This window comes from Microcystis sp. BLCC-F210, from assembly GCF_042134685.1.
In the GTDB taxonomy this organism is placed as follows: domain Bacteria; phylum Cyanobacteriota; class Cyanobacteriia; order Cyanobacteriales; family Microcystaceae; genus Microcystis; species Microcystis aeruginosa_D.
Map to the genome: position 1 here is coordinate 688,994 of NZ_CP169647.1, position 24,164 is coordinate 713,157.

Sequence of the window (24,164 nt, forward strand, 5' to 3'; positions counted from 1 at the left end):
ACTTTAGTTAGTATTCTTGTATTATATTAGGGGGAAAACTCAGAAAAATTGCTAGAATATTAGCCTGATTAATTAATTTTCCCCTCGATCGAGTATGACTTTCTCCTCAGCCGCAGACTTTCAAGACGAATTTGATGTCATCGTCGTCGGGGCAGGCCATTCCGGCTGTGAAGCGGCCCTAGCTTGCGCCCGTCTCGGTTGTCGTACCCTTCTCCTCACCCTTAATCTCGATAAAATCGCTTGGCAACCCTGTAACCCCGCCGTTGGTGGTCCGGCTAAATCCCAATTAACCCACGAAGTGGACGCTTTAGGCGGCGAAATTGGCAAAATGGCCGACCGCACCTATCTGCAAAAACGGGTTCTTAATGCCTCTCGCGGACCGGCAGTCTGGGCCCTACGCGCCCAAACCGATAAACGGGAATACGCGGCGGTGATGAAAGGTATCGTCGAAACCCAAGCAAATCTCGTTATTCGGGAAGGCATGGCCACAGACCTGATTTTAGGGGTAAATGAGCAAGTTTTAGGGGTAGAAACCTATTTCGGCACTTGTTTCGCCGCTAAAGCCGTCATTTTAACCACTGGCACTTTTTTAGGCGGCAAAATCTGGATTGGCGGCAAATCCATGGCCGCCGGACGCGCGGGCGAATTTGCGGCGGTGGGTTTAACAGAAACCCTAAATCGCCTCGGATTCGAGACTGGTCGCCTAAAAACTGGCACTCCTGCCCGTGTGGATAAGCGTTCGGTGGATTACTCCCGCATGGAACCGCAACCGCCCGATGACGAGGTACGTTGGTTTAGTTTTGATCCGGAGGTGTGGATCGAACGAGAACAAATGAACTGTCATCTCACCCGCACCACGGCGGCCACTCATCAATTAATCAGAGATAATTTACATTTATCCCCCATTTATGGCGGTTTTATTGACTCCAAAGGGCCGCGTTATTGTCCCAGTATTGAGGATAAAATCGTTCGTTTTGCCGATAAAGAAAGTCATCAAATTTTTATTGAACCGGAAGGGCGCGATATTCCCGAACTTTATATCCAAGGCTTTTCAACCGGACTGCCGGAAAATGTTCAATTAGCAATGCTGCGGACTTTACCCGGTTTAGAAAACTGTGTAATGTTGCGGGCTGCCTATGCAGTGGAATACGATTATTTACCAGCAACTCAGTGTTATCCAACCCTGATGACGAAGAAGATTGAGGGGTTATTTTGTGCGGGACAAATTAACGGCACAACCGGTTATGAAGAAGCGGCAGCCCAGGGACTGGTGGCGGGGATTAATGCGGCGCGGTTTGCTTTAGGAAAAGAGTTAATTGTTTTTCCCCGGGAGGAAAGTTATCTAGGAACTTTGGTCGATGATTTGTGTACCAAAGATTTGCGCGAACCCTATCGAATGTTAACCAGTCGTTCTGAATATCGCTTAGTATTGCGATCGGATAATGCCGATCAAAGATTAACACCTTTAGGGCGAGAAATTGGTTTAATTAATGACCGGCGTTGGCAATTATTCCAAACGAAACAGACTAATATTATCGCTGAAAAAGAACGCCTACACGAAACGAGAATTAAAGAACGGGATCAGGTGGCAATTGCTATCGTTAAGGATACGGAACAAAAAATTAAAGGTTCTCTCTCTTTAGCGGATTTACTGCGTCGTCCTAGCTTGCATTATCTCGATCTCGATCGCTATGGTTTGGGTAATCCCGATTTAAATTTAGCCGAAAGAGAAGGGGTAGAAATTGAGATTAAATATTCTGGTTATTTGAAGCGACAACAAAATCAAATTGACCAAATTAGTCGCCACAGTAACCGTCATTTATCCCCCGATATTGACTACATGAAAATCGAAACTTTGTCAATGGAATCCCGGGAAAAATTAACAAAAATTAAACCCGCCACCATCGGCCAAGCCTCGCGAATTGGCGGAGTCAATCCTGCTGATATTAACGCTTTATTAGTGTATTTAGAAATGCGGCAGATGTCAGCAGTTAAAAGTTAGGAAATAATCCTGATTATCAGCGATCAAGAGTTGTTATCGGCTGCTTAATTAGCAGCCCCAATCAAAATAAATGGCGACCAAAAGAAAGGATGGGGTACTTTTCGATCAGGCTTAATTTTGCCACTATCATCACGAAAATTGGAGGTACATTGCATGAGTCAACCTAAATTTCAAGCAATGAGTCAAAAAGAACTGCAAGATTATATGCTTTCTCACAGAGATGATCAACAAGCCTTCTATGCTTATATAGACAGATTAGATCAAGAAGGAAATTGGATTGAAATGCCCCCAGTAGATTCGGTTGAAGATTTAGAAAAATATCCTGAATTTACAGCACGATTTCGCCAAAAATCTCAATTACAAAAACAGCCTACAATATTTAGACTAAATCCAGTTATTGAAGACTGATTATTTACACAACCCCGTAGAAATGTTAGATTTTAGGGGTGGTGATAATTTATCTATCTATCCCTCCCATTGATCGATCTAGGAGATAAGCAATGAAAATGAAAGTTATCGTTCACGAGGCGGAGGAAGGCGGCTTCTGGGGGGAAGTCCCGGCGCTCCCCGGCTGTGCCACCCAAGCAGAAACTTTCGAGGAACTACTAGAGAATTTACACGAGGCGATCGAAGGTTGTCTATCCATAGATGTGGAATCCTTGCCGACCGATCCGAAAACTCGGATTCTAGAAATAGCGATATGAAATCGATTTCCGGGAAAAAGTTCGCCAAAATTTTAGAGCGTCACGGATGGGAATTATTGAGAATTCAAGGTAGTCATCACATTTACTGTCAGCCAGATAATCCCACCCGTATCTCTGTGCCGATTCACGGAAACCAGGATTTAAAAATCGGATTACTCAAGCATTTTTTGAAACAAGCGGGACTTTCTGAAGAAGATATTTGATCAATGCGATCGCTGTAATTCCGTCACTCCCGAAAGATCACAGAATTACCAATAACGATTATCAGCCTACAATAGTACTAGGCGATCGAATATTCCCGGAAATTCAGATGAGTCAATCCCCCGTCACCGATTCCCTAGAAATTATCCTAACAAATATCACGGAAAAATTAGACTCTTTACAGAAAGATGTCGCTGATCTAAAAGTAGATATGGCCGAGGTGAAAACCGAACTCAAGATTATTGATAGGCGATTGGAAAAAGTAGAGGGAACACAGGACGCTTTAATTCAGGATGTCTCTGACCTTAAGGGATCAAAATCGTTGATTATTCCCGTGGTAGTGGCAGTATTAACCAGTATTCTGACTCTGCTGGTGCGATCGATCCCGAATCCTTAAAGGATTTTTCTGGGAACGGCGATCGATTTTTGCCGGTGTATTCTCGTTTTCCCTTCAATCCGCCGGAGGGAGAAGGATCGGCTCGAAAACCGTCACATCCTCTTGATTTAACCTTTGAGCTAGATCAGCCTCTTCCAATCTTTCTAGAAAGGGCAAAATATCACTAAATGCCCGAAAACCTAAACTTTCAAGCTCATCGATGGTGATCGAATCGTCAGAGATATTACCTTTGCGTTGCAAAAGCAGACGAATTCTTTCCTCTTTGGCGTTTAAGGCCGCTTGTTGTCGGAAATCCTGTTCGGCTGCTCTTAATCCTTGTTCGAGAACTTCCATTGTGATTGTTTTAACCTGAAGATCGGCCGCAGTGGAGAGTACAATATTCCCCAAGCGGTTGAACAAACGGGGTCTGCCGAGAGAAACCTCGCAAAAACGTCTTGCCGCGTCTGGTAAAAAGGGAAGTACACACCTGTCATCTTTCGGATCGGTACAATCGTTTTTAATTCTGGCACTGTTGAGATAGTTAATTAACATCTGGTATGTGGTATCCGCATCTAGTTCTTCTAGCGGCAATTGCAAGTCAAATAAACCGCGTTCGCTGGTTAATAAATCTCCCGTCATCCCGATGGGGTGAGCCGTCAGCATAAACCAAGCCCGACCTTTTAACATTCCCTGCGCGTCGTGCATCATTTGCCGTACCACACTAGGATTTTGTTTATCTAGATCATCGATCGCGATCAGAATCCCCTGCGGATATATTTTTTGCGCCCGCTCTAACAATGTATCGAAGCTCACAGTCGGATATTGAAATTTCGTGGGCGGTAAATCTTTCTCGCCGATTTTACCACCGATGCCTAAACTACCGCTAATTTCAGCGCTACGCTCTTTCAATGGTTTTTCGGTGGGAATTCCCATCTGATGGAGTTGACGCTGCGCCCAATCGTCATTTGGCATCGCTCTAGCGAGGGCGATCAGTGCTGTAGTGGCGATATCTAAACCTGCGGGTAGAGATATATAGGTAGTCAACATTTGCGGACGATTGCGGCGTATAACCGACAATGCTTCCAGTAAAAAAGCACTTTTGCCGATTCCTAAACGACCAGAAACCAGAATCCGACGACGCTCGCGACTTTGGAACAGATTAAACACCCGTCCCAATTCTTTTTCTCGCCCGGTAAAAACACGATCGAGGGTATCGCTGTTTAAATCGATCGGGCTTTCGGTAAAGGGGATTTCCTTCAGTCCTAACCCTTGGATATTGTCAGAGGATTGCTTAAAAAGATCATCGGCACTTGTCATAAATATACCTCGCTGGTTTGTCGTTCGATCGCCCGTCGAGAAGCTTGATAGATAATGTCTATCTCCTCCACTTTATTGGGATCGGTCTGTGGTAGTTGTTGGTAGATTGCTTTCGCTCGATCGAGTTCCTCCATTCCTTTCTCTAGATGTCCTTGGGATACGAAAACATTCCCCAATCCGGTGCGACTTTTAGCGATTCCGGGTAAATCCTGTAAATATTCGTACCAACGCAGGGCATCGCGATAGTAGAGACGGGCTTTCTCTCGATCGGACAGAACTTCGTAGGCGCGGCCGGTGTGGTAGAGCGCGTTCGCATGGGCTAGGCGATCGTCACTGGTGCTAAGTTGATTGACGCTATTTAACAACAGTTGTAACCCTTGCTGCCATTCGCCATCCCGCACCAGACGACTACCGAGAATGGTTTGGGTAGTGGGCAGCGCCTTCCAGATATCTTTTCGATCGTAATGTTCGGGACTAATCAGATCTAGGGCGGTTTTATAAGCTACTAAAGCCTGTCGGAGATCGTCGAAATTTTTGTCGCGATCGTACCTTTGAGAAAGAGCTATTCCTAATCGATACTGAAAGTCAATAAAATCTTGACAACCTGCGGGGGAGACTTCTAGAGCTTCTCGAAGTAGAGCGATCGCAGTATCGAGATCGCCGGGGTTATCCCGTTGCATCAAAGCTTCTGCCAAATCCCCTTGATTCCCCGCCCATGGCACGGGAAACGCGGCACGAGTAGAGATTTGAGCGGCTTGATTGTAGAGATCGATCGCCTGTTCTAAATTGTCCTTCCGCTCTCCTAAAACTCGCTCGCGATAGGCATTGGCCAAATTATGCTGACTTATCGCCCAATTTTCGGGGAAATTCTCCCGGGTATAGACTTCTAACGCTTGCTCGTACAGTTCGATCGCTTTCTCTAGATTTTCCGCCCGATCTCCCAGTATTCGATTACTGTAAGCGCTGGCAAGGTTATTGAGGGTCATCGCCCAATCGACGGGGAAATTCTTGCGGGTTTTAATTTCTAAAGCTTGCCCGTACAGTTCGATCGCTTTCTCTAGATTTTCCGCCCGATCGCCCAGTATTCGATTACTGTAAGCGCTGGCAAGGTTATTGAGGGTCATCGCCCAATCGACGGGGAAATTCTTGCGGGTTTTAATTTCTAAAGCTTGCCCGTACAGTTCGATCGCTTTCTCTAGATTTTCCGCCCGATCGCCCAGTATTCGATTAATGTAAGCGCTGGCGAGGTTATTGAGGGTCATCGCCCAATCGACGGGGAAATTCTTGCGGGTTCTAACTTCTAAAGCTTGCCCGTACAGTTCGATCGCTTTCTCTAGATTTTCCGCACGATCGCCCCGAATTCGATCGCTGTAAGCGATAGCGAGGTTATTAAGGATTCTTGCCAAATCGACGGGGAAATTCTTGCGGGTATAGATTTCTAAAGCTTGCCCGTACAGTTCGATCGCTTTCTCTAGATTATCAGCCCGATCACCCCGAATTCGATCGCTGTAAGCGAGAGCGAGGTTATTGAGGGTTCCCGCCCAATCTACGGGGAAATTTTTGCGGGTTCTAACTTCTAAAGCTTGCTCGTACAGTTTGATCGCCCTTTCTAGATTCTCAGCCCTGTCGCCCAGTATTCTGTTTTTGCAAGCGACAGCGAGGTTATTGAGGATTTGCGCCCAATTTTCGGGGGAATCCTTGCGGGTGTAAATTTTTAGGCTGAGATTATGAGCAATAATACTTAATTCTAAATTTGTTGCTCGATCGCCTAACGGAAACTTGTCAATGGTGACAGCAAAATTCTCGAAAAGGCAGGCTATTTTTTCTCGCTCGTCTATTGATTTATCGGCGATTAAGCTTGTGAAGACTAAAGGTAAAGCGTCTAAAAGTAAATCATCTAATTTATTAATATTTGCTTTTAAAAATTGCTGTAGCTTCGTTTCATCTTTGGAATTTTTTCGATAAAAATCCCCAAAAGCAAAGAGAAAATCCTTAAATTTTCTCGTGGGAGTTGGCGACTGACCGAATCCTTTCGCTTTTTTCGACATCGTGGTATAAGTTAACAATCCAGATTTGTTCCGCATGGCGGGCTGTAAATCGGGATACCCGATCGAGCTATCAATATTTTACCGCAAGGAAAAAGCACCGGGGATAAAATTGTACTTTCCCTAACCCGAAGTGATGTTTTTTCATAAAAAAAACTCGATCGCATTTAAGTGATCGAGTCGAGAAAAAACAGACTAATTATTAATAGTCGAAGTCACCACCGCCGGCGGGAGGAGCGGATTTTTCTTTTTCCGGTTTATCCACCACAATACACTCGGTAGTTAAAACCATACCGGCGATAGAAGCGGCATTTTGTAGGGCAGAACGAGTCACTTTAGCGGGGTCAACGATACCCGCCTCAAACATATCGGAGAACTCACCGGTAGCGGCATTATAACCGACATTAAAGGGCTTTTCTTTCACCCGTTCGGCAATAACTGCACCGTTTTGGCCGGCATTTTCAGCGATCCGTTTTAAGGGAGCAGCAATGGCGCGAGAAACGATTAAAGCACCGGTTAATTCTTCATGGTGTAGGGTTTCTTTGGCCCAGGTTTCCAATTGGGGAGCCAGGTGAGCTAAAGTAGTACCACCCCCGGGGACGATACCTTCTTCTACGGCTGCTTTAGTGGCGTTAATTGCGTCTTCTAGGCGCAATTTGCGGTCTTTCATTTCCGTTTCCGTAGCGGCACCGACTTTAATCACTGCCACACCCCCGGCTAATTTAGCCAGACGTTCTTGCAGTTTTTCTTTATCGTAGGAAGAATCGGTGTCGTCGATTTGACGGCGAATTTGCTCACAACGGGTTTTCACTGCCACGTCGTTGCCTTCGGCGACGATGGTGGTAGTATCTTTGTTCATGGTGATACGACGGGCCGTACCTAAGCTATCAATTTTGGTGGTTTCCAGTTTTAAACCCGCATCTTCGCTGATTACTTGACCACCGGTTAAGACGGCGATATCTTCTAACATCGCTTTTCTGCGATCGCCAAATCCAGGAGCCTTCACCGCAGTGACGTTAAGAACACCGCGCAGACGGTTAACCACTAGGGTTGCCAAAGCTTCTTTTTCGATGTCTTCGGCGATAATTACTAGGGGTTTACCTTGACGGGCCACTTGTTCGAGAATGGGAACCAAATCCTGTACTAAACCGATTTTTTTGTCGGTAATCAGAATAGCGGGATCTTCAAAAACGCATTCCATGCGTTCGGTGTCGGTGACAAAGTAGGGAGAGATATAACCTTTGTCAAAACGCATCCCTTCGGTGATTTCTAGTTCGGTGGTCATCGATTTCCCTTCTTCTAGGGAAATTACGCCTTCTTTACCGACTTTATCCATGGCCGAGGCGATCATTTGACCGACTTCATCATCGTTACCAGCAGAGATAGCGCCCACTTGTGCGATCGCTTTGGAATCTTCTACGGGTTTCGCGTGTTTGGCGATTTGACTGACGAGGAAATCGGCAGCTTTATCGATACCTTTTTTCAGAGAAATCGGGTTAGCACCAGCAGCGACGTTGCGTAAACCTTCTTTAACGATAGCGTGGGCGAGAACGGTGGCGGTAGTTGTACCATCACCGGCTACATCGTTGGTTTTTGAGGCGGCTTGGCGAATTAAAGCCACACCAGTGTTCTCGATATGGTCTTCCAGTTCGATTTCTTTAGCGATGGTGATGCCATCATTGACGATTTGGGGTGCGCCAAATTTCTTTTCGAGGACGACGTTACGACCTTTGGGACCGAGGGTGACGGCTACCGCTTCGGCCAGCAGATCCATGCCTTTTTCTAGGGCGCGACGAGCATCTTCGTTGTAGATAATAGATTTAGCCATAATGTATCGTTATTCGTGCAAAATAGGGGTTTTCAAGGGTAGATGATTAGGAAACGGAGGCGAGAATGTCTTTTTCGGAGAGGAGAACGTATTCTTCGCCACCAAGTTTGATATCGGTTCCGGCATATTTGGAGTAGAGAACTTTGTCCCCCACACCCACTTCCACAGGGGTGCGGCTGCCGTCATCGTTGCGTTTGCCAGCGCCGACGGCTACGACTTCTCCGATTTGGGGTTTTTCTTTAGCGGCATCGGGAAGGAAAATGCCACCGGCGGTTTTTTCTTCGCTGGGGCTAACTTTAACGAAAACTCGATCGCCTAGGGGTTTAACAGTTGTTACGTTGATGCTGACTGCAGCCATGGAATATCCTCCGTTTGTATTGTATTTGGGTAAGTGCCTTTTCCAGATTAGCACTCTTACCTTCCGAGTGCTAATTTACCGAAATAGAAGTCCCCCTGACAACGGATCGATCGGTACGGGTTCCCGAACTATGGTGTTAAGCTAGGGTTTGCTGAAAAAGTTTGTTGGTGGGGTTAGGGACTTGCGTAGGAATAATATCCCAGCCAGAAAATCGCTCTGCAGAAGAACCAGACCAGCCAGATGGCGCATTATCAAAGCGCAAGTCCCTAACATCTCGAAGGCTCTCCCCCTACTTAGGGTGATCAGCAAACCTGAGCGATCGGAGGGCGCAAGCATTGCGCCCCTACAGTAACGGATTTTGTCCACAATGTAGGGGCGAACTGCGTTCGCCCAAAAGGTACATTATCAAAGCGCAAGTCCCTTAGGAGTCAGTATTCTCCGAGTCAGGATTCAGGATTCAGGAGAATTAAGAATGAGCATTAATCAATTAAATGCTCTATTTAGAGATTTTAGGCAATTTTGTGCTTATTTTTCTCATTTTTGCCCTTTCAAAAATTAATTCTGCAAGAACTCTATTAAATCTGGTTATTAAAAACTGATTATTTATTCCCCTTTGCCTTTTGCCTCTTGCCTTTTGCCTCTCCTCATAACTAGCCTGTACTCAACGGATTTAGTATAAGCTGTTGTGCAAAAACAAAGGAGTTGAGCGGAAACACTCAACTCCTTTGTTTTTTATGCTTGATTCTATCTATAAAGTGTTATTGTGACTGCCAAAAACTTGCGCTTTTAGTGCATCAATTTCGGCTAATAACTCGCGACGATTTTCATCTTTGAGCAGATAGCGCCAGACAAACCAACCAGTATAAACGATCCCAACTAATTGTAGGATAGGAGCAAGGAGGGGAATATCATCGATCGCATCTAAAACCGCTAGGGTAACTTTTACGGTGACAAAACTGGCTAAAATTGCCCCCAGAACGATTAAAGGTTTTTTGTATCCAGAGAAGAAACTACCGATATAATCGGGGACATTAGCCAGATAGGACATTACCGAATCCCAAACTGGTTCTACATATTCAGACCAAATCTGTTCGGTGCTGCTGCTGCTGGGTTTGCTCAGAGACCCGGGTAAATCTGTTCTAATCGGATTTTGTGTTTCGGTGGGTTGCATTGATTCCATATTAACTGATCCTCATCATAAAGGTTAGACAGTGCGCGAATACGACCAACGGGGGTCAATTTTAACAGACTGAATAGACTAACTCGCTGTTGCCCATATTATCGGATAATTGCGATAGTAGGCGGAAAGTTTCTCAACAACTATTAAGAATCAAGGATTTAGCTTCTCAATTTTATCGTCAGTCTGACCGCAATTCTCTATTTTAACAGCAGGTAGCGATCGGAGTTGAGGAGTCAGGGGGTGTCAGTTGGGTGTTAGGGATTGGTTGTTAGGATTACCAGATAAGATAATTAAATGCAGACTAAATATCTTCGAGATGCGTTCTATGGACTCCACAGTTAGCTTGCTTACCCGCATTACTCAAACACCCGGCCAGTGTGGTGGTCGTCCTTGTATTCGGGGGATGCGAATTCGAGTAACGGATATTTTGGAAATGTTAGCGGAGAATGTGAGCATAACTGAAATTCTAGAAGACTTTCCCGATTTGGAACTCGCAGATATCCAAGCTTGTTTACTTTTTGCCGCTTAAAATCCTCCCCTATTCCTGGATAAGTTGCATGGGTGCGGTGCGAGGATCGATGATTTTCTGACCTAAACCCGAAAATTTGACCGCTAGATTCATTTTTTTGCCCGTACCGAGGATATGGGTCACTTCTCCTTCTCCAAAAGTAGAGTGTAACACTCGATCGCCTACCTGCCATTTTCTTTGATCAGAGACAGCTTTTTCCATAGAAATCACTTTTGGGGTCTTTTTCGGTTTCAGGTTGCTTGTGAGCAATTCTGGAGGCAATTCCTGCAAAAATTGGGAAGCTACCTTTGTCTCTTTATTTCCCCAGACATATCTTTCTTTTGCGTAGGTTAAAAATAATTGTTCCTTGGCCCGAGTCACTCCCACATAACACAAACGGCGTTCTTCCTCAAGGGCAATGGGATCGTTTAAACTACGATTGTGGGGAAAAATGCCCTGTTCTAAACCGACTAAAAAGACGATAGGAAACTCTAAACCTTTGGCCGAATGAAGGGTCATTAACGAGACTTTTTCTTGACCTTCCTGAAGATTATCTAAATCCGAGGCTAAACTAGCACTAGCGAGAAATTCCCGGAGATTGGTTTCTTCGTTTTCCTCTTGGAATTGTACCACGGCGCTATAAAGTTCTTGAATATTCTCGATCCGGGTATCAGCTTCCTCGGTTCCCTGCTGTTTTAATTCATCAATATATCCCGAATCTTCCATGATTTTATCTAGGATTTCACTAGCGGATAAATCGGTGATTTTTTCTTGCAGGTTTTGGATAATTTTAGCTAATTTATTGATGCTTTTAGTCGCACGACCAGCGAGAGTATTAACGGAAGTTTCATCGCTGATAATTTCCCATAAAGGTACTCCTAATTCTTGGGCAGCTTTGAGCAAATTATCGATTGTGGTTTTACCAATACCGCGCCGGGGAGTGTTAATAATTCTCAGTAAACTAACGGTGTCAGCAGGATTAGCAATCACTCGTAAATAAGCGATCGCATCTTTAATCTCCTGTCGATCATAAAATTTAAATCCCCCGACAATATTATAGGGGATATTATTGCGAATCAACCCATCTTCAAAGGGACGAGATTGGGCGTTAATTCGGTAGAGAATGGCAAAACTACCCCAATTTAATTCGGGGTTTTCTTGGGTAAATTCTCTGATTTTATCGATAACAAAAGCCGCTTCTTCCTGTTCATCTCTGGCTTTAAAAACATAGATACTATCCCCCCCTTCTCTAGTAGGAACAAGAACTTTATCGATTCTTTGACTATTCTTTTCAATTAATTTATTTGCCGCTTGTAGAATATTCTCCCGTGAACGATAGTTTTCCTGTAATTTCACCATCGTGCGAGTATCATCATCGGGTAAACCATCGCCAAAGTCCGCTTGAAAATTGAGCAGAATAGTAAAATCCGCCATCCGAAAACTATAGATAGATTGGTCAGCATCACCCACCACAAAAATCGATCGATCCCTCCAATTCCACTCACTTTTTTTCGTTTCACCATTGGTGGACAAAAGCCTAATTAACTCGTACTGAATCCGGTTAGTATCCTGGTATTCATCGACTAAAATATGCTTAAATTGCGTGTGCCAATAACCGAGAATAGATTCATTTTGCTGAAAAAGACGGACTGGAACCAGTATCAAATCATCAAAATCTAGGGCGTTATTTTGTGCCAATTGCATCTGATAAGCCTGATAAACTTCAGAAATGACCTTTCCCCGAAAATGAGGGTTTTCTCTAGCGTAATCCGTGGGGTTTAAACCTAAATTTTTGGCATTACTAATCGCATAACGTAGATTGCGAGCATCAAATTTTTTATCGTCTAAATTCATTTGTTTAGTGACGATATTTTTCACCAAACTCTGGGCATCCGATTCGTCCATAATTGAGAAATTTCTTTGCCAACTATGACCATATTCATCCTGATATTTATTAATGTCATAGCGCAAAATCCGACCACAAAGACTGTGAAAAGTCCCAATCCAGAGTTTTTTAGTATAATTCCGATAAACTTGAGAAAAGAGTTTTTTCTGTTCGTATTCTTCCAAAAGTTCTAATCTTTGACCGTATTTTTCCTGTGCTTTTTGTTGAGCAAAAGTTTTTTCAATTCTCGTTTTCATTTCCCGGGCTGCCTTATTGGTAAAAGTGACCGCGAGAATATTTTCCGGATCGACCCTGTGATGACGGATCAAATGGGCGATACGATAGGTTAAAGCGCTGGTTTTTCCTGATCCTGCTCCAGCAACCACCAACAAAGGGCCGCAAAAATGCTCCACAGCAAGGCGCTGAGAAGGATTGAGTTGTTCTAAATAATCGGCTGTGACTGTCATAATTTTTCCATATAGCTCTGCGACCTCTATTACTCAGGCTACATCATCGAGACGGGGATCAGGCATTAGTCAACCCCTTAAAGAAATAAAAATTTTTTTGGCCAGTTTGTGTCAAGTCGTTCAAGATTCTAAGTTGTCCTCTACAATGGAATTAGCGGAGACGCAAGTTTCCGTTCACTCCTCACACCACACTCCGTCCGGACAATGTTCGGGCGGTTTCTTATTGAAAATACTCAATCTCTACAAATTCCCTGTTACACTGTATGATCAAAGATTTCTTGGAATCTTTTCACGTTCAAATGTACTACTATGTGAGGGACATCACTTGTCTAAACGTTATTTGTTCACCTCCGAATCGGTTACAGAGGGACATCCCGATAAAATTTGTGACCAGATTTCTGATACCATTCTTGATGCTCTGTTATCCCAAGATGACCACAGTCGTGTAGCGGCTGAAGTGGTTGTCAATACAGGGTTAGTCTTGATTACTGGTGAAATCACCTCGAAAGCACAGGTTCACTTCGTCGATTTAGTTCGCAAGAAAATCGCTGAAATTGGCTATATCAACGCCGATAACGGTTTTTCCTCGAATAGTTGCACCGTTTTAGTCGCTTTAGACGAACAATCTCCCGATATTTCCCAGGGGGTCACGGCTGCTCAGGAAAATCGCGAACTTCTCAGCAATGATGAACTAGATAAAATTGGTGCGGGAGACCAGGGTATTGTCTTCGGTTTCGCTTGCAATGAAACCCCCGAATTTATGCCCTTACCGATTAGTTTAGCCCACCGCATCGCTCGCCGTCTAGCGGCAGTCAGAAAAACCGGTGAACTATCCTATCTGCGTCCCGACGGTAAAACGCAAGTATCGGTCATTTATGAAGATGGTCGTCCCGTGGGTATCGATACTATTCTTGTTTCTACCCAACACGATGCTAGTATCGGTGATATCACCGATAATGATCTCGTCCAACAAAAGATTAAAAGTGATCTCTGGAAAGCGGTAGTAGAGCCGGTTTTCAGCGATTTAGAGATTAAACCCGATGCCAACACCCGTTATCTGGTTAATCCCACCGGAAAATTCGTCATTGGTGGACCCCAAGGCGACGCGGGATTAACGGGACGGAAAATTATCGTCGATACCTACGGTGGCTATTCTCGTCACGGTGGCGGTGCTTTCTCCGGTAAGGATCCTACCAAAGTTGATCGCTCTGCGGCATACGCTTGCCGTTATGTGGCTAAAAATATCGTCGCTGCTGGTTTGGCCGATAAGTGCGAGATTCAAGTGGGTTACGCGATTGGGGTAGCTCGTCCGGTGAGTCTCTTCGTGGAAACCTTTGGCACTGGCAAAGTCGCCGATGATGTGATTCTGGACTTAATCAATAAATACTTTGAACTTCGTCCGGCCGGCATTATCCAAACCTTTAACCTGCGCGGTTTACCCAGTGAAAGAGGCGAGCGTTTTTACCAAGATGTGGCCGCTTATGGTCATTTTGGCCGTAATGATCTCGATTTACCCTGGGAAAAAACCGATAAAGCCGCTATTCTCAAAGAAGCTTTAACTTCTGCGGTGGTATAGGGTTAAAAATTAACTGAAAATTTTGATTGAGGAATAGAGTTTAAGGCTCTATTCCTTATTTTTGTCTAGCTATAGCAGTAAATCCGTTGAGTAACGCACAGAAAACGGGTTTCTCCGAGAAACCCGTTTTCTACTTATACAAAAGGCAAAACGGAGAATAAATAATCAGTTTTTAATAACCAGATTTATAGCGTTTCTGATTCACAAGAGGTACATTCCCGATCCTGAACAGCTTAATCAGCAAAGGTTTAAGTGTGCCGCACAGATGCGAGAACCGCTATAGTATCAGGAGATTATTTGGCTCTTCGGTAACTGTTATGCAAATAATTAACTTAAAATAAAAATCGATGAGACTGCCTACGCCCAAAAATAGCTGAAACCCATACAGGAAAACGTTTAAGGCACAAACTGGTTAATACAAAAATATAGACAATCGAGTTAAGATTTGATATAATAGCCAAAAACCAGAGTATTTTACTTATGATACTTGACAAATTTTTGAACCTAGAAGGAACCTCTATTCAAGGCTATCTACACCTAGAAAATATCGGTATAGTTTGACCAGTCGAATCGAAAAATAAAAAAGCAGTCTGTCCTCGTTGTGGGTTAGAGAGCGATAAACTCCACCAAAATCATCGACATTTAGTCAAAGATTTACCGCTCTCAGGTCAACCAGTGTACCTACAAGTTAATCGTCGTCAATTTAAGTGCGGTAATTGTCAGAAACCCTTTAGCGAAGAGTTAGATTTTGTCGGCAAGAAACGAACCTATACGAAAAGACTAGCCGAGAATATACTCGAACAATTAAAATCAGGAGATATTTTAAATGTTAGCCGAAGAAATGACGTAACGGAAGAAGAGATTCAAAGAATGATAGAGGACATAGCTGAAGAAATTACAGAGACAGACCTATCGAAATTAAAAAGACTAGGAATTGATGAAATCGCTCTAGTCAAAGGACAAAAAAATTACTGTGCAGTTTTAGTAAATTTAGATACGGGAAAACTAATAGCTATTCTAGAGAAGCGAACACAAGAGGAGTTGAGGGAAACGCTTACAGGGTGGGGAAAAGAGGTGTTAGAGCAAATTGAAGAAGTCAGCATAGACCTTTGGTTGCCCTATAAAAATTTGGTGAAAGAATTGATGCCATCGGCCGAGGTAGTCGCCGATAGATTCCATGTAATGAAACAAATTAATCAAGAGTTAGACGAACAGAGAAAAGCAGAAAAAAGAGCGGTAGAAGCGCAGAAAAATAAAAAACAGAAAGCGGAAAAAGAAGCAAAGCTAGAAGTTTTAAAGCGAAGTAAATATAGCTTGTTAAAAAATGAAAAAGATTTAACGGAAACCCAAAAAATTAAACTAGAAGCTATCAAAGAAAATTTTCCAAATTTGAAAAAGATGCAGGAATTAAAGGAAGAATTTAGAAAGATTTATGAAACCTCAGAGAATCCGACAGAGGGAATGCTATCCATCTCGGAATGGTTGGCAAAATCCTCCAGTGTTTTTACTAAGAGTTGTCAAACAATCCGAAACTGGTTTGGAGAAATAATTAGTTATTTCGAGCAAAGGACAACAAATGGGGTGGTCGAGGGAATCAACAATAAACTTAAACTAATAAAACGGAGAGCCTATGGCTTTAGAAACTTTCGGAATTTTTGGGTTAGAAGTATGTTATCTTGGCATCTTGTCTGTTGATTTAGCATAAAGGGTAACGAAGAGCCGATTATTTTTATTTATTCTCCTCATCTCCCCATACCCCACTTCCAGTGCAGTTAATCACCCGCTGCAGGATCGCAGAATCCAACCTAGCAAGACTCCGATACCACCAAAGCGGACAATTTGCCAAAAAACTTCCCCCAGTAGTCCGCGACGGATTCCTTCCCAGAATAGGCGCTTTAATTCCCCTTCTTTGAGTAAATTGCTTTCTAAAATTACCTCTAATTCTTGAATCTGTTCGCGAATTTGTAACAATTCCTTTTCTAGTTCAGGTAGGGGATTTTCGCGCCATTGGGGTTCTATTTGGATCAATTGTGCTTCTAGGTCTTTTTTTTGCTGTTCTGCTTCGTTGATCTGTCGATAACGGTCTTTTAGTGATGCGATTGCCGCTTCGACTTCTTCAATCGCTTCGGTAAATTCTGCCGATTCATCGTTAGGGTAGGGGTTTTCTTCTAAGGACATGGACTCGATCCGATTGCCTGCGTCTAAACTATAGTTATAGACGATTTTACGGTTTCACGAAACCTTTTGATTATGATTCCATCCCCTGTCTCTTCCTCATCTCAGACTGTTGATGATCTATCTACCCTGGAATTGGCGCGGATTTTGGCGGAACGTTTGGCGATCGCACCGATTGACTGGCATCGTCTGAAAGCCAATCGTAATGCTCGGGCTGCTGAACAATTGGGGACGGCTTTGGTGTTTTTATTAGATAATCAGCCAGAAGAAGCACTTCCTCGGCTACAACAGGCTACAGGTTGGCTTGATCGCTCGATTTCTGCTCCTCCCTGTCCTTCTCACGGTCATGGTCATTAATTCAACCAGCGTTCCTGTTTAATTTGTTTACAAAGTTTCAGTTGGGTTCCTTGTTGATTCCAGTGAACTTGGTCGAAGATTTGATATAACATACACAGTCCTCGGCCATTTTCCGCTTCTTCGGGGGGTAAATCAGGACAATCGCAACTACAGCCATGATGGTGACAACGGGGGGTAAATCCACAACCTTCGTCGGTAATTACCCAAGAATACTCGTCTTTACTGCTAGAAAAGTGAACGACCACGGTTTTGCTGGGATCGAGATGATTGCCGTGTTTAGCGGCATTAACTAACGCTTCTTGCAATCCTAATCTAATTTCTGGTTCTAACTCTTCGGGAATACTAGCGGTCAATAAATCTAAAATCGGACAAAGATACAAGGTGGAAGCGAAACTCATGGTCTTCCAGCTTCGTTTGCTTGTTGGCAGTGAAATAGCAATCACGCACTTTACCTCTAGCTTTTATTCAATGACTATTCTTTTACAGAAAGATTAAGGTCTCTTAACCGTTGATCTAGATAATTGCCATACCTAATGAGTCATATTTTGTCCCTTTTCTGTCTCTGAGATGGATTAGATATTTTTATGATTGATCTACAAACTAATCGAAAATCAAGGCCACTTTGAGGGAGTAGTTAATCAAAAAAGTAGTTGACTGGAACGGGGCTTAATATGCTATTATCCTTAACCGTTGACTTTTCAGCCATAAACGGCTAAAGGATTGGGTTTTTCCCCTTATCTCATCCTACCATATTTGTGTTTTTTTGTCTAAGAAAAGCAGCGCATTCGACGTGGGGAGTTTGGGGAAAGAAATCGGCGGTTTGCACTTCTAGCAGTTGATAATCGCCTGTTTTACAGAGATATTGCAAGTCTCTGGCTAAAGTTGCACTTTGACAACTGATATAAACAATGCGTTGACTTTGCAGCTGTAACAGGCTATCGAGAACAGATCGATCGCAACCTTTGCGGGGCGGATCGAGTAAAATAATGTCGGGTTTAACTGTCAGTTGCGGTAAAGTTTTTTCTACGGCCCCCAAAATAAAGGTTGTGTTGGTAATATCATTTAATTGGGCGTTAATTTTGGCTCGATCGAGGGAAAAGCTATAGGATTCTAGTCCAATCACCTCTTTAACCCGTTTAGCGAGGGGTAAAGTAAAAGTACCGATACCACAGTAGGCATCAATAAGAATTTCTTCACCTTTAAGCTCTAATTTCTGGCAAATAAGCGAAAATAAGGCTTCAGCAGCCTCTGTATTAACCTGAAAAAAGGTATCGGCAGCCAATTGATAGGTTAATCCGGCGAACTTTTCGTTAATATAGTCCCTTCCGGCGATAGTTGTGGTCTGAGTGCCAAAAATAGCATTACCTCGATCGGGGTTATAATTGACGGTTACACCGACTAAATTGGCGTATTTTGCCAGCCATTGCTGCGCTTGGGTCTCAATTCCCTGTAAATTATTATCGGTACTAATCAGGGTTAATAAAATTTCTCCCGTGTGCCGGCCAATTCTTAGGGATAAATGGCGTAATTGTCCTTGATGGGTCTTTTCATCGTAAATTGACCAGCCTTGCTCCTGAATATCCTGTTTTATCTCTGCTAGAAACGGATTTAAAGCTTGATCTTGAATCGGACATTGATTGAGATTAATCAGATGATGGCTGCCGCGACGATAATAACCCGCTTGCACATTGCCGGTGGGGGAAAATCCGAGGGGATAGGTAGCTTTATTGCGATAAGCGAGGGGAGAATTACCGGTGAGGGGAGGATAAACCAAAGGATCGGTAAACCCGCCAATTCTGGTTAATGCCTCTTGTACTTGCTCTTTTTTGACCCGAAGCTGAAATTGATCCTCGATGTGTTGCCATTGACAACCACCACATTTATCGGCAACGATGCAGCGGGGCCGGATACGATGGGGAGATGCTTGTAGAATAGTTTGGAGTTTGCCGATCGCATGACTTTTTTTGATATAGGTGATGCGAGTTTGAATGCGATCGCCAATGACCGTATCTGGCACAAAAATCACTTGTCCTCGGTATTTTCCCACACCTTCGCCCGTATGGTTGAGGTCGGTAATCTCGATCTCGATTAAATCACCTTGTTGCATAGTTAGGGAAACCAGTTTTCAGCCAGGGTTTCTGCTGGGGTAATAATGACTTCTATGGGAATTTCTTGCTTGCTCAATTTCGAGACTATTTGCCTAGCTTTTCCATAACAAGAATCGAAAATTTCGAGGAGATAAGGTTTTAAGCTAGGACTGTCTTCCAGCAGATCGGCAATTTGAACTCGAAAATTAATAATTTCCGCTTCCCATTTATTAGCATTATACTCCCTTTCCGTCTGCCAATAAATTAACTTGAGCAGATGAGCTAATAATTGAATTAACAAACTTTTGAGAGCGTGTCGATTATTTTTTCCCATACTTGCTAATTCCTCGATCAGATTAGTCCAGTCAACCGAGTCAAAATCCTCCTGTCGTAATTGGTTAACGGTTGTCTCGATCCATAGCTGAAAATCTCGATCGTATAAGCTGATCTTCGAGATTGGTATTTGAGCGGTCATGGGAGGTAAACAGTAAAAACAATCCAACTCTATTCTACAATCAAAAGTTAATTTTTCTAAAATCCTAGATCAGCTTTGGCAATTTTGGCCGCCGCTAAAACTTCCTCATCGGGTAATTCTCGCCAGTCGGTCGCACCTATTTCAGTGTAGAATTTTTGATCGTAGGCGCGAGTACGAATTACTACCGGCATAGGGACCGCATGACCTAAAACTAAAGCTTGTTGTTTTGAGTCTAATTTCGCTAAAACCGATCGCAAACTTCCCCCTCCAGAAACCCCAGTAAATATGGCTTCGATGTCTTTTTCATCGTTTAATAAACAGGTGATTCTCGTCCCTACCTGAGACATAACTTCGTTATCAATTCCTGAAGGTCTTTGATCGACAATTAAGAGAGTAACAAAGTATTTTCGCATCTCCCTGGCGATAGTTCCAAAAATAGTTTGATGTACCACAGCAGAATCTAAAAATCGATGAGCTTCTTCAATGGTAATCACTAACTGTTGCGGTCGATCAACGGGGTTTTTAGTTTGTAAAAAATATTCAGCTTTTTTAACATAATTAGCATGAATCCGACGGGTGATCATATTGGTGGCTAACATATAGGAAAGCATATTACTTTGGGAGCCAAATTCAATAACAACGTGCTTACCTGCATCTAAAGCTTGTAAAACCTGATCGATATAATTGTGGGGACAAACACTTTTTAAATATTTCAAACTATCTAGACGCATTAATTTTCTCTGGAGGGACATAATTGATCCCGCATGACCTTGTTTTTCCGTACAGAAGATTTTAATATCCTCGTTACTCATATTTAATAACTGAGTAATCCAAGATTCTCCATACTCGTTATAGAGAATATTGGCATTATCTAAACTAGCTTCCGAGATGCCTAATTCCCGACCGATTAAACGAATATCCTCGATTTCAATCTGATTATAACTTAAGAATAATTCCTGCGCTCCTCGTACTCCCCGGCGTTTGGTAGAATCGGGATCGAGGGTGTAAATTTCCACCTGTCCGGGGAATAATTGACATAATCCTTTCACCGTAGAAACCTCCTTCCCCTCTTTCATCGCTTCCCAACCGTATTCCGAGTGCATATCAAACATGAGGTTAACCCCTGCTTGTTTGCGAATAATGCCCGAAATTAGTAATCTAGTTAAAAAGGATTTTCCCGTCCCGGATTTGCCAAAAACACCGTTACTACGTTCCACAAAGCGATCGAGATTAATACATATTGGCACGTCCATGTCAAGGGGTTGACCAATAGCAAAATTCTTTCTGGTGGGATCATCTTCCCAACCGAAAACCATGCGAAAATCCTGCTCACAAGCTTCATAAACTTGGCTAAAATGCGCGGGAATAGTTTTAACTGGCAGTAATTCTAAATCGGCGCTGGTTTGGGGTTGAAAAGAGCCTAAAGAAGTGTCGGAAACTGCCGGGGAATTACCTCCAGTCGGGGTAAACATGAGCATAGGAGATAGTTCAATAGTACCATAAGTACCGCTACCCGCTAAAACATCGCGCATAAAACTATCATCGGGATGGGGAGGATTCGCGATAATCCGGGGACTGGAGTTACCCAGGGAGACATCGGTGAGGAGACAGAAAAAACGCGAGCGAGTGCCTTGCACCACCAAAAACTTACCGACTCGCATATCTTCTACCGAAATATCCGGATAAAGACGGATTTCTAAACCTTCACTCAGGGAACCTTGAATAACCGATCCGAGGGGTTGTTCACTCATGCTAACCTTTATTTGTGGCGATGAATTATGAATTATGAATTATGAATTATGAATGAGGAAGTGTTTTCAGTAAACAGTAAACAGCAAAAAGACAGTAGGAAACTGGAAGATGTACCAAACTAAGCCTGAATCCGCCGTATTTAATACTTCCCACTTAATACATACTGCACACTTAAAACTCAAATCTGATAACTGATTCAAGTCAGTTGATTTTTTTTCGGTCTATCTAGGCTAAAAATGAGGGGTTCGCAGGCAGGCACGGATTCCCATTATGAATATAAGTGTATGTCAAGTGATGGGGTTTTGTCAAGGGCTTTAAGAAAAAAAATCCGGTCTATGAACGGGAAGCAAGGAAATAGCCAAGGGAGAAGAGAATGCCACTAAAAAAGTGAAGATTAACCGCTATAAACTTGCAGTTACTGACTAGCTGAGGTTGGTCGTGATTTTGGTTAACGTGGTGGACTAATTGCCAAGCGAAAGGGAGACTAAGAAAGATTAAAAGAGTGAGAGGGGGATAAACTTGCAGCAGGACAAAAACTACCGTTAAAACGTAAACGAGAACCGTCACTGCGGTTAAAACTCTAGAACCTTTCAAAGTACCTAAACGGGCAATAGGTGATTTTTTACCCGCTTTGAGATCATCGGCAACTTGATGGAAATGGGAACAAAAAAGGATGATAGAAGTGGTAATTCCGATAATAATTGAAGCCGCTAGACTAGAGAGAGAAAAAGCACCAACTTGGGAATAGTAGGCAGCGGCAATCGCCAAGGGTCCAAAAGTAAAGAAACAGATAATTTCACCTAATCCTTGATAACCAAGACGGAAGGGAGGCCCTTGATAGGTATAGCCCAAAAAACAGCAGAGGGCGATTAATTCTAGGATAGTCCAATCGCCTCGCCAATAACTAATAGCAAATATACCAGCAATACCCACTAATAGAAAAAGATTACTCAGCCAGAAAATTAAAGATTTATTGCCAGTTAAATTAACGATCGAATGAGCTTTATTAACATCGATCCCGGTATCGGCATCAAAAACATCATTACTGAGATTTAACCAAGCGAGAATTAAAATAGCTGAGAGGATAAAAGTGACAAAAATCGGGGGAGAAAATCGACCTGTTTCCTGATAAGCGATCGCTGTTCCCAAAATAATCGGTATAATCGCCACACTATACATTGGTGGTTTCAGGGCTGCTAACCAGAGTTTTTTGGGTGAGGGAGTGGTGATAGTATCGGTGGTCATAGCTGAATAATAATCAGGAAAACTCGATCGCTCTAGGGATAAAAAACGAGGGTTTAAGGTAGAATTATAGCTTTTTGTGCCTCCACTAGAAAGACGGCATTTCCTATTTGTGATGATAAACAGAAGTTATTAAAAATGGCAGGGGTGCAGGGGATGCGCCCAAAATTTCCTATAGGGTGTTATTCTCTAGACGGTAAACTGAAAATTCCTATAACTTTCCTAGCCACCGATGAGAGCGATCGCTAAAGATGATATTCTTTATATTCACCATGAGGATGTGCCGGTTTATAAAAAAGGCGGTTCAGTGGTGAGAAATAGTTATTTTTGGGCGCTAAAATCGATCGCCTGTGGAGCGCGTCGGGGACAGGATTGGGAGTTCGATGCAGAGGTGTGGGTGGCGCTGGTGCGGATGTTGCTCTGTTTTGCCAATTCTGGCTATTTGGGGGATGGTGAGACAATTTTAGAGTTTACTGTCGATTGTCCTATTCCCGAACCTTTGCGGGGGATATCTACTTACTTATAGCCTCGCTGAGATAGTTAGCGGTGGATTCCACTAGGGGAATAGTATTTTCGTATAACATTCGCGTCGGTCCGATAATACCAACACTACCGACGGGAGTATCTCCCTGTTTATAAAAAGCGGAGATAAGAGTACAAGGACGCATGGATTCCAGAGGATTTTCAGAACCAATGGTGATTTTGACTTTTTTAGCTGATTTTTCTGGTTCTGGTCTTTGTAAAATCAGGGGTAAAAGGCGATCCTGTTCTGCTTCCAATAGATGCAGTAACATTTGTACTTGTTGCCATTGGGCGAATTCTGGCTGTCGAATGACTTCAGCGACACCATGGACGATAATCTCTGGGATGGCAGTGGATTGGAGACTAGCGCTGATTTCTTGGCTTAATTGTTGGAGAAAATGGGTATAACGGGTAAATTCTCGCTCGATTTGCTGCCAATCGAGGTTAATTAAATCTGCCAAGCAATAACCCTTTAATTTTTCCCCGAGAAAATTAGAGAGGATTTGTAATTCTTCTGCTAATCCATCCTCCTTGTCCGTTGCCATAGACTCAGGAATCTCTATCATAACCGAGCGTGTTTGTAAACTATCTGTAACAATAATTAACATGATCTGCCGGTCAGAGACGGGGATTAATTGCAGATGACGCAGGGTATTAGTGAGGGTGTGGGGAAGGGTAACGATAGCGATATAACCGCTTAAACCGGCTAAAAACTGGGTGGCCCGTTGCAGCAGACTTTCGAGACTCCAAGCGGGAGATTTAGCGTTTTGATGCAGATAATAGCCGATTTTTTCGCCGATACGGTCATCGGGAGTCATTAACTCATCGACGTAGAGACGATAACCCCAATCGGAGGGAATACGTCCGGAGGAAGTGTGGGGTTGATAGAGTAAACCTTCTTTTTCCAGTTTACCGAGAGCATTGCGAATCGTGGCGGAACTAACAGTAAATTTGTACTCCTCCAGCAGAGTTTTCGAGCCAACCGGTTCGGCCGTGGCGATATAATGTTGAATTGTCGCCTTTAAGATATGTTGATAGCGATCGCTGAGATTAGTTCTAGCGGACATAGGGGAATAATCTTAAGATAAAGATTTATAACATTTTTCT

22 protein-coding genes and 1 pseudogene are annotated in these 24,164 nt (G+C 43.3%); 10 read left to right on the plus strand and 13 right to left on the minus strand.

Annotated features, from left to right (window positions below):
- Positions 1–94 precede the first annotated feature (94 nt).
- From mnmG to ACE3JL_RS03435, 5 genes are all read left to right on the plus strand, one after another.
- Positions 95–2,002, plus strand: coding sequence for a tRNA uridine-5-carboxymethylaminomethyl(34) synthesis enzyme MnmG (gene mnmG, locus ACE3JL_RS03415; protein ID WP_375328854.1), 1,908 nt, complete (start codon positions 95–97; stop codon positions 2,000–2,002).
- Positions 2,003–2,155: 153 nt separating this feature from the next.
- The gene (locus ACE3JL_RS03420; RefSeq protein WP_375328855.1) at positions 2,156–2,410 is read left to right on the plus strand and encodes a hypothetical protein; all 255 of its coding nucleotides are present in this window, start codon (positions 2,156–2,158) and stop codon (positions 2,408–2,410) included.
- A gap of 92 nt (positions 2,411–2,502) precedes the next feature.
- On the plus strand, positions 2,503–2,706 hold the full coding sequence (locus ACE3JL_RS03425; RefSeq protein WP_002737783.1) for a type II toxin-antitoxin system HicB family antitoxin: 204 nt from the start codon (positions 2,503–2,505) through the stop codon (positions 2,704–2,706).
- Positions 2,703–2,909, plus strand: a complete 207-nt coding sequence (locus ACE3JL_RS03430) for a type II toxin-antitoxin system HicA family toxin (RefSeq protein ID WP_002737289.1) — start codon at positions 2,703–2,705, stop codon at positions 2,907–2,909. Before ACE3JL_RS03425 ends, ACE3JL_RS03430 begins: the two co-directional genes overlap by 4 nt.
- Before the next feature lie 107 nt (positions 2,910–3,016).
- Positions 3,017–3,304, plus strand: coding sequence for a shikimate dehydrogenase (locus ACE3JL_RS03435; RefSeq protein WP_375328856.1), 288 nt, complete (start codon positions 3,017–3,019; stop codon positions 3,302–3,304).
- A 54-nt stretch (positions 3,305–3,358) separates the two neighbouring features.
- On the opposite strand, the gene ACE3JL_RS03440 is transcribed toward ACE3JL_RS03435, so the two are convergent.
- The 5 genes from ACE3JL_RS03440 to ACE3JL_RS03460 form a co-directional block, all read right to left on the minus strand.
- A complete protein-coding gene (locus tag ACE3JL_RS03440) occupies positions 3,359–4,600 on the minus strand; it encodes a hypothetical protein (RefSeq protein ID WP_375328857.1) in 1,242 nt (413 codons plus the stop codon).
- On the minus strand, positions 4,597–6,684 hold the full coding sequence (locus ACE3JL_RS03445) for a tetratricopeptide repeat protein (RefSeq protein WP_375328858.1): 2,088 nt from the start codon (positions 6,682–6,684) through the stop codon (positions 4,597–4,599). The genes ACE3JL_RS03440 and ACE3JL_RS03445 overlap by 4 nt, the downstream gene beginning before the upstream one ends.
- A gap of 163 nt (positions 6,685–6,847) precedes the next feature.
- On the minus strand, positions 6,848–8,473 hold the full coding sequence (gene groL / locus ACE3JL_RS03450; RefSeq protein ID WP_271937613.1) for a chaperonin GroEL: 1,626 nt from the start codon (positions 8,471–8,473) through the stop codon (positions 6,848–6,850).
- Positions 8,474–8,519: 46 nt separating this feature from the next.
- Positions 8,520–8,831 (minus strand): co-chaperone GroES, encoded by a 312-nt coding sequence (gene groES, locus ACE3JL_RS03455; protein ID WP_002769848.1) that lies wholly within the window; start codon positions 8,829–8,831, stop codon positions 8,520–8,522.
- Positions 8,832–9,579: 748 nt separating this feature from the next.
- A complete protein-coding gene (locus ACE3JL_RS03460; RefSeq protein ID WP_002769850.1) occupies positions 9,580–10,011 on the minus strand; it encodes a CAAD domain-containing protein in 432 nt (143 codons plus the stop codon).
- Positions 10,012–10,336: 325 nt separating this feature from the next.
- On the opposite strand from ACE3JL_RS03460, the gene ACE3JL_RS03465 reads away from it, so the two are divergent.
- Entirely contained in the window at positions 10,337–10,540 is a 204-nt protein-coding gene (locus ACE3JL_RS03465) for a DUF433 domain-containing protein (protein WP_043995753.1), read from the plus strand.
- 9 nt (positions 10,541–10,549) lie between these two features.
- Here the strand turns inward: ACE3JL_RS03465 and pcrA are convergent, their stop codons facing one another.
- Positions 10,550–12,871 (minus strand): DNA helicase PcrA, encoded by a 2,322-nt coding sequence (pcrA, locus tag ACE3JL_RS03470; protein WP_271991446.1) that lies wholly within the window; start codon positions 12,869–12,871, stop codon positions 10,550–10,552.
- Between the two features lie 325 nt (positions 12,872–13,196).
- Between pcrA and metK the strand changes: the two genes are divergently transcribed.
- Positions 13,197–14,447, plus strand: coding sequence for a methionine adenosyltransferase (gene metK, locus ACE3JL_RS03475; protein ID WP_271991449.1), 1,251 nt, complete (start codon positions 13,197–13,199; stop codon positions 14,445–14,447).
- A gap of 480 nt (positions 14,448–14,927) precedes the next feature.
- Positions 14,928–16,142: pseudogene (locus ACE3JL_RS03480) on the plus strand (ISL3 family transposase).
- 81 nt (positions 16,143–16,223) lie between these two features.
- Here ACE3JL_RS03480 and ACE3JL_RS03485 read toward each other — a convergent pair.
- Entirely contained in the window at positions 16,224–16,625 is a 402-nt protein-coding gene (locus tag ACE3JL_RS03485; protein WP_271991452.1) for a DUF2203 domain-containing protein, read from the minus strand.
- 72 nt (positions 16,626–16,697) lie between these two features.
- Here ACE3JL_RS03485 and ACE3JL_RS03490 point away from each other — a divergent pair, with 72 nt between their 5' ends.
- Positions 16,698–16,979: a DUF6439 family protein gene (locus ACE3JL_RS03490; protein ID WP_002735085.1), complete on the plus strand. Its 282-nt coding sequence runs from the start codon at positions 16,698–16,700 to the stop codon at positions 16,977–16,979.
- Here the strand turns inward: ACE3JL_RS03490 and ACE3JL_RS03495 are convergent.
- The 5 genes from ACE3JL_RS03495 to menA all read right to left on the minus strand — a co-directional run bounded on the left by ACE3JL_RS03495 (position 16,976) and on the right by menA (position 22,538).
- On the minus strand, positions 16,976–17,377 hold the full coding sequence (locus tag ACE3JL_RS03495; protein WP_271991455.1) for an anti-sigma regulatory factor: 402 nt from the start codon (positions 17,375–17,377) through the stop codon (positions 16,976–16,978). The genes ACE3JL_RS03490 and ACE3JL_RS03495 overlap by 4 nt on opposite strands.
- Positions 17,378–17,718: 341 nt before the next feature.
- Positions 17,719–19,086 carry a 23S rRNA (uracil(1939)-C(5))-methyltransferase RlmD gene (gene rlmD, locus ACE3JL_RS03500; RefSeq protein WP_271991457.1) on the minus strand — a complete coding sequence of 456 codons (1,368 nt, stop codon included), beginning with the start codon at positions 19,084–19,086 and terminating at the stop codon, positions 17,719–17,721.
- A gap of 2 nt (positions 19,087–19,088) precedes the next feature.
- Positions 19,089–19,541 (minus strand): DUF29 domain-containing protein, encoded by a 453-nt coding sequence (locus ACE3JL_RS03505; RefSeq protein WP_271991459.1) that lies wholly within the window; start codon positions 19,539–19,541, stop codon positions 19,089–19,091.
- A 56-nt stretch (positions 19,542–19,597) separates the two neighbouring features.
- The gene (locus tag ACE3JL_RS03510; protein WP_271991461.1) at positions 19,598–21,292 is read right to left on the minus strand and encodes an ATP-binding protein; all 1,695 of its coding nucleotides are present in this window, start codon (positions 21,290–21,292) and stop codon (positions 19,598–19,600) included.
- Between the two features lie 334 nt (positions 21,293–21,626).
- On the minus strand, positions 21,627–22,538 hold the full coding sequence (gene menA / locus ACE3JL_RS03515; RefSeq protein ID WP_271991463.1) for a 2-carboxy-1,4-naphthoquinone phytyltransferase: 912 nt from the start codon (positions 22,536–22,538) through the stop codon (positions 21,627–21,629).
- Between the two features lie 229 nt (positions 22,539–22,767).
- Here menA and ACE3JL_RS03520 point away from each other — a divergent pair, with 229 nt between their 5' ends.
- Positions 22,768–23,061 (plus strand): hypothetical protein, encoded by a 294-nt coding sequence (locus ACE3JL_RS03520; protein WP_002760270.1) that lies wholly within the window; start codon positions 22,768–22,770, stop codon positions 23,059–23,061.
- Here ACE3JL_RS03520 and hrcA read toward each other — a convergent pair.
- Positions 23,048–24,124, minus strand: coding sequence for a heat-inducible transcriptional repressor HrcA (gene hrcA, locus ACE3JL_RS03525; RefSeq protein WP_375328859.1), 1,077 nt, complete (start codon positions 24,122–24,124; stop codon positions 23,048–23,050). The genes ACE3JL_RS03520 and hrcA overlap by 14 nt on opposite strands.
- Positions 24,125–24,164 lie beyond the last annotated feature (40 nt).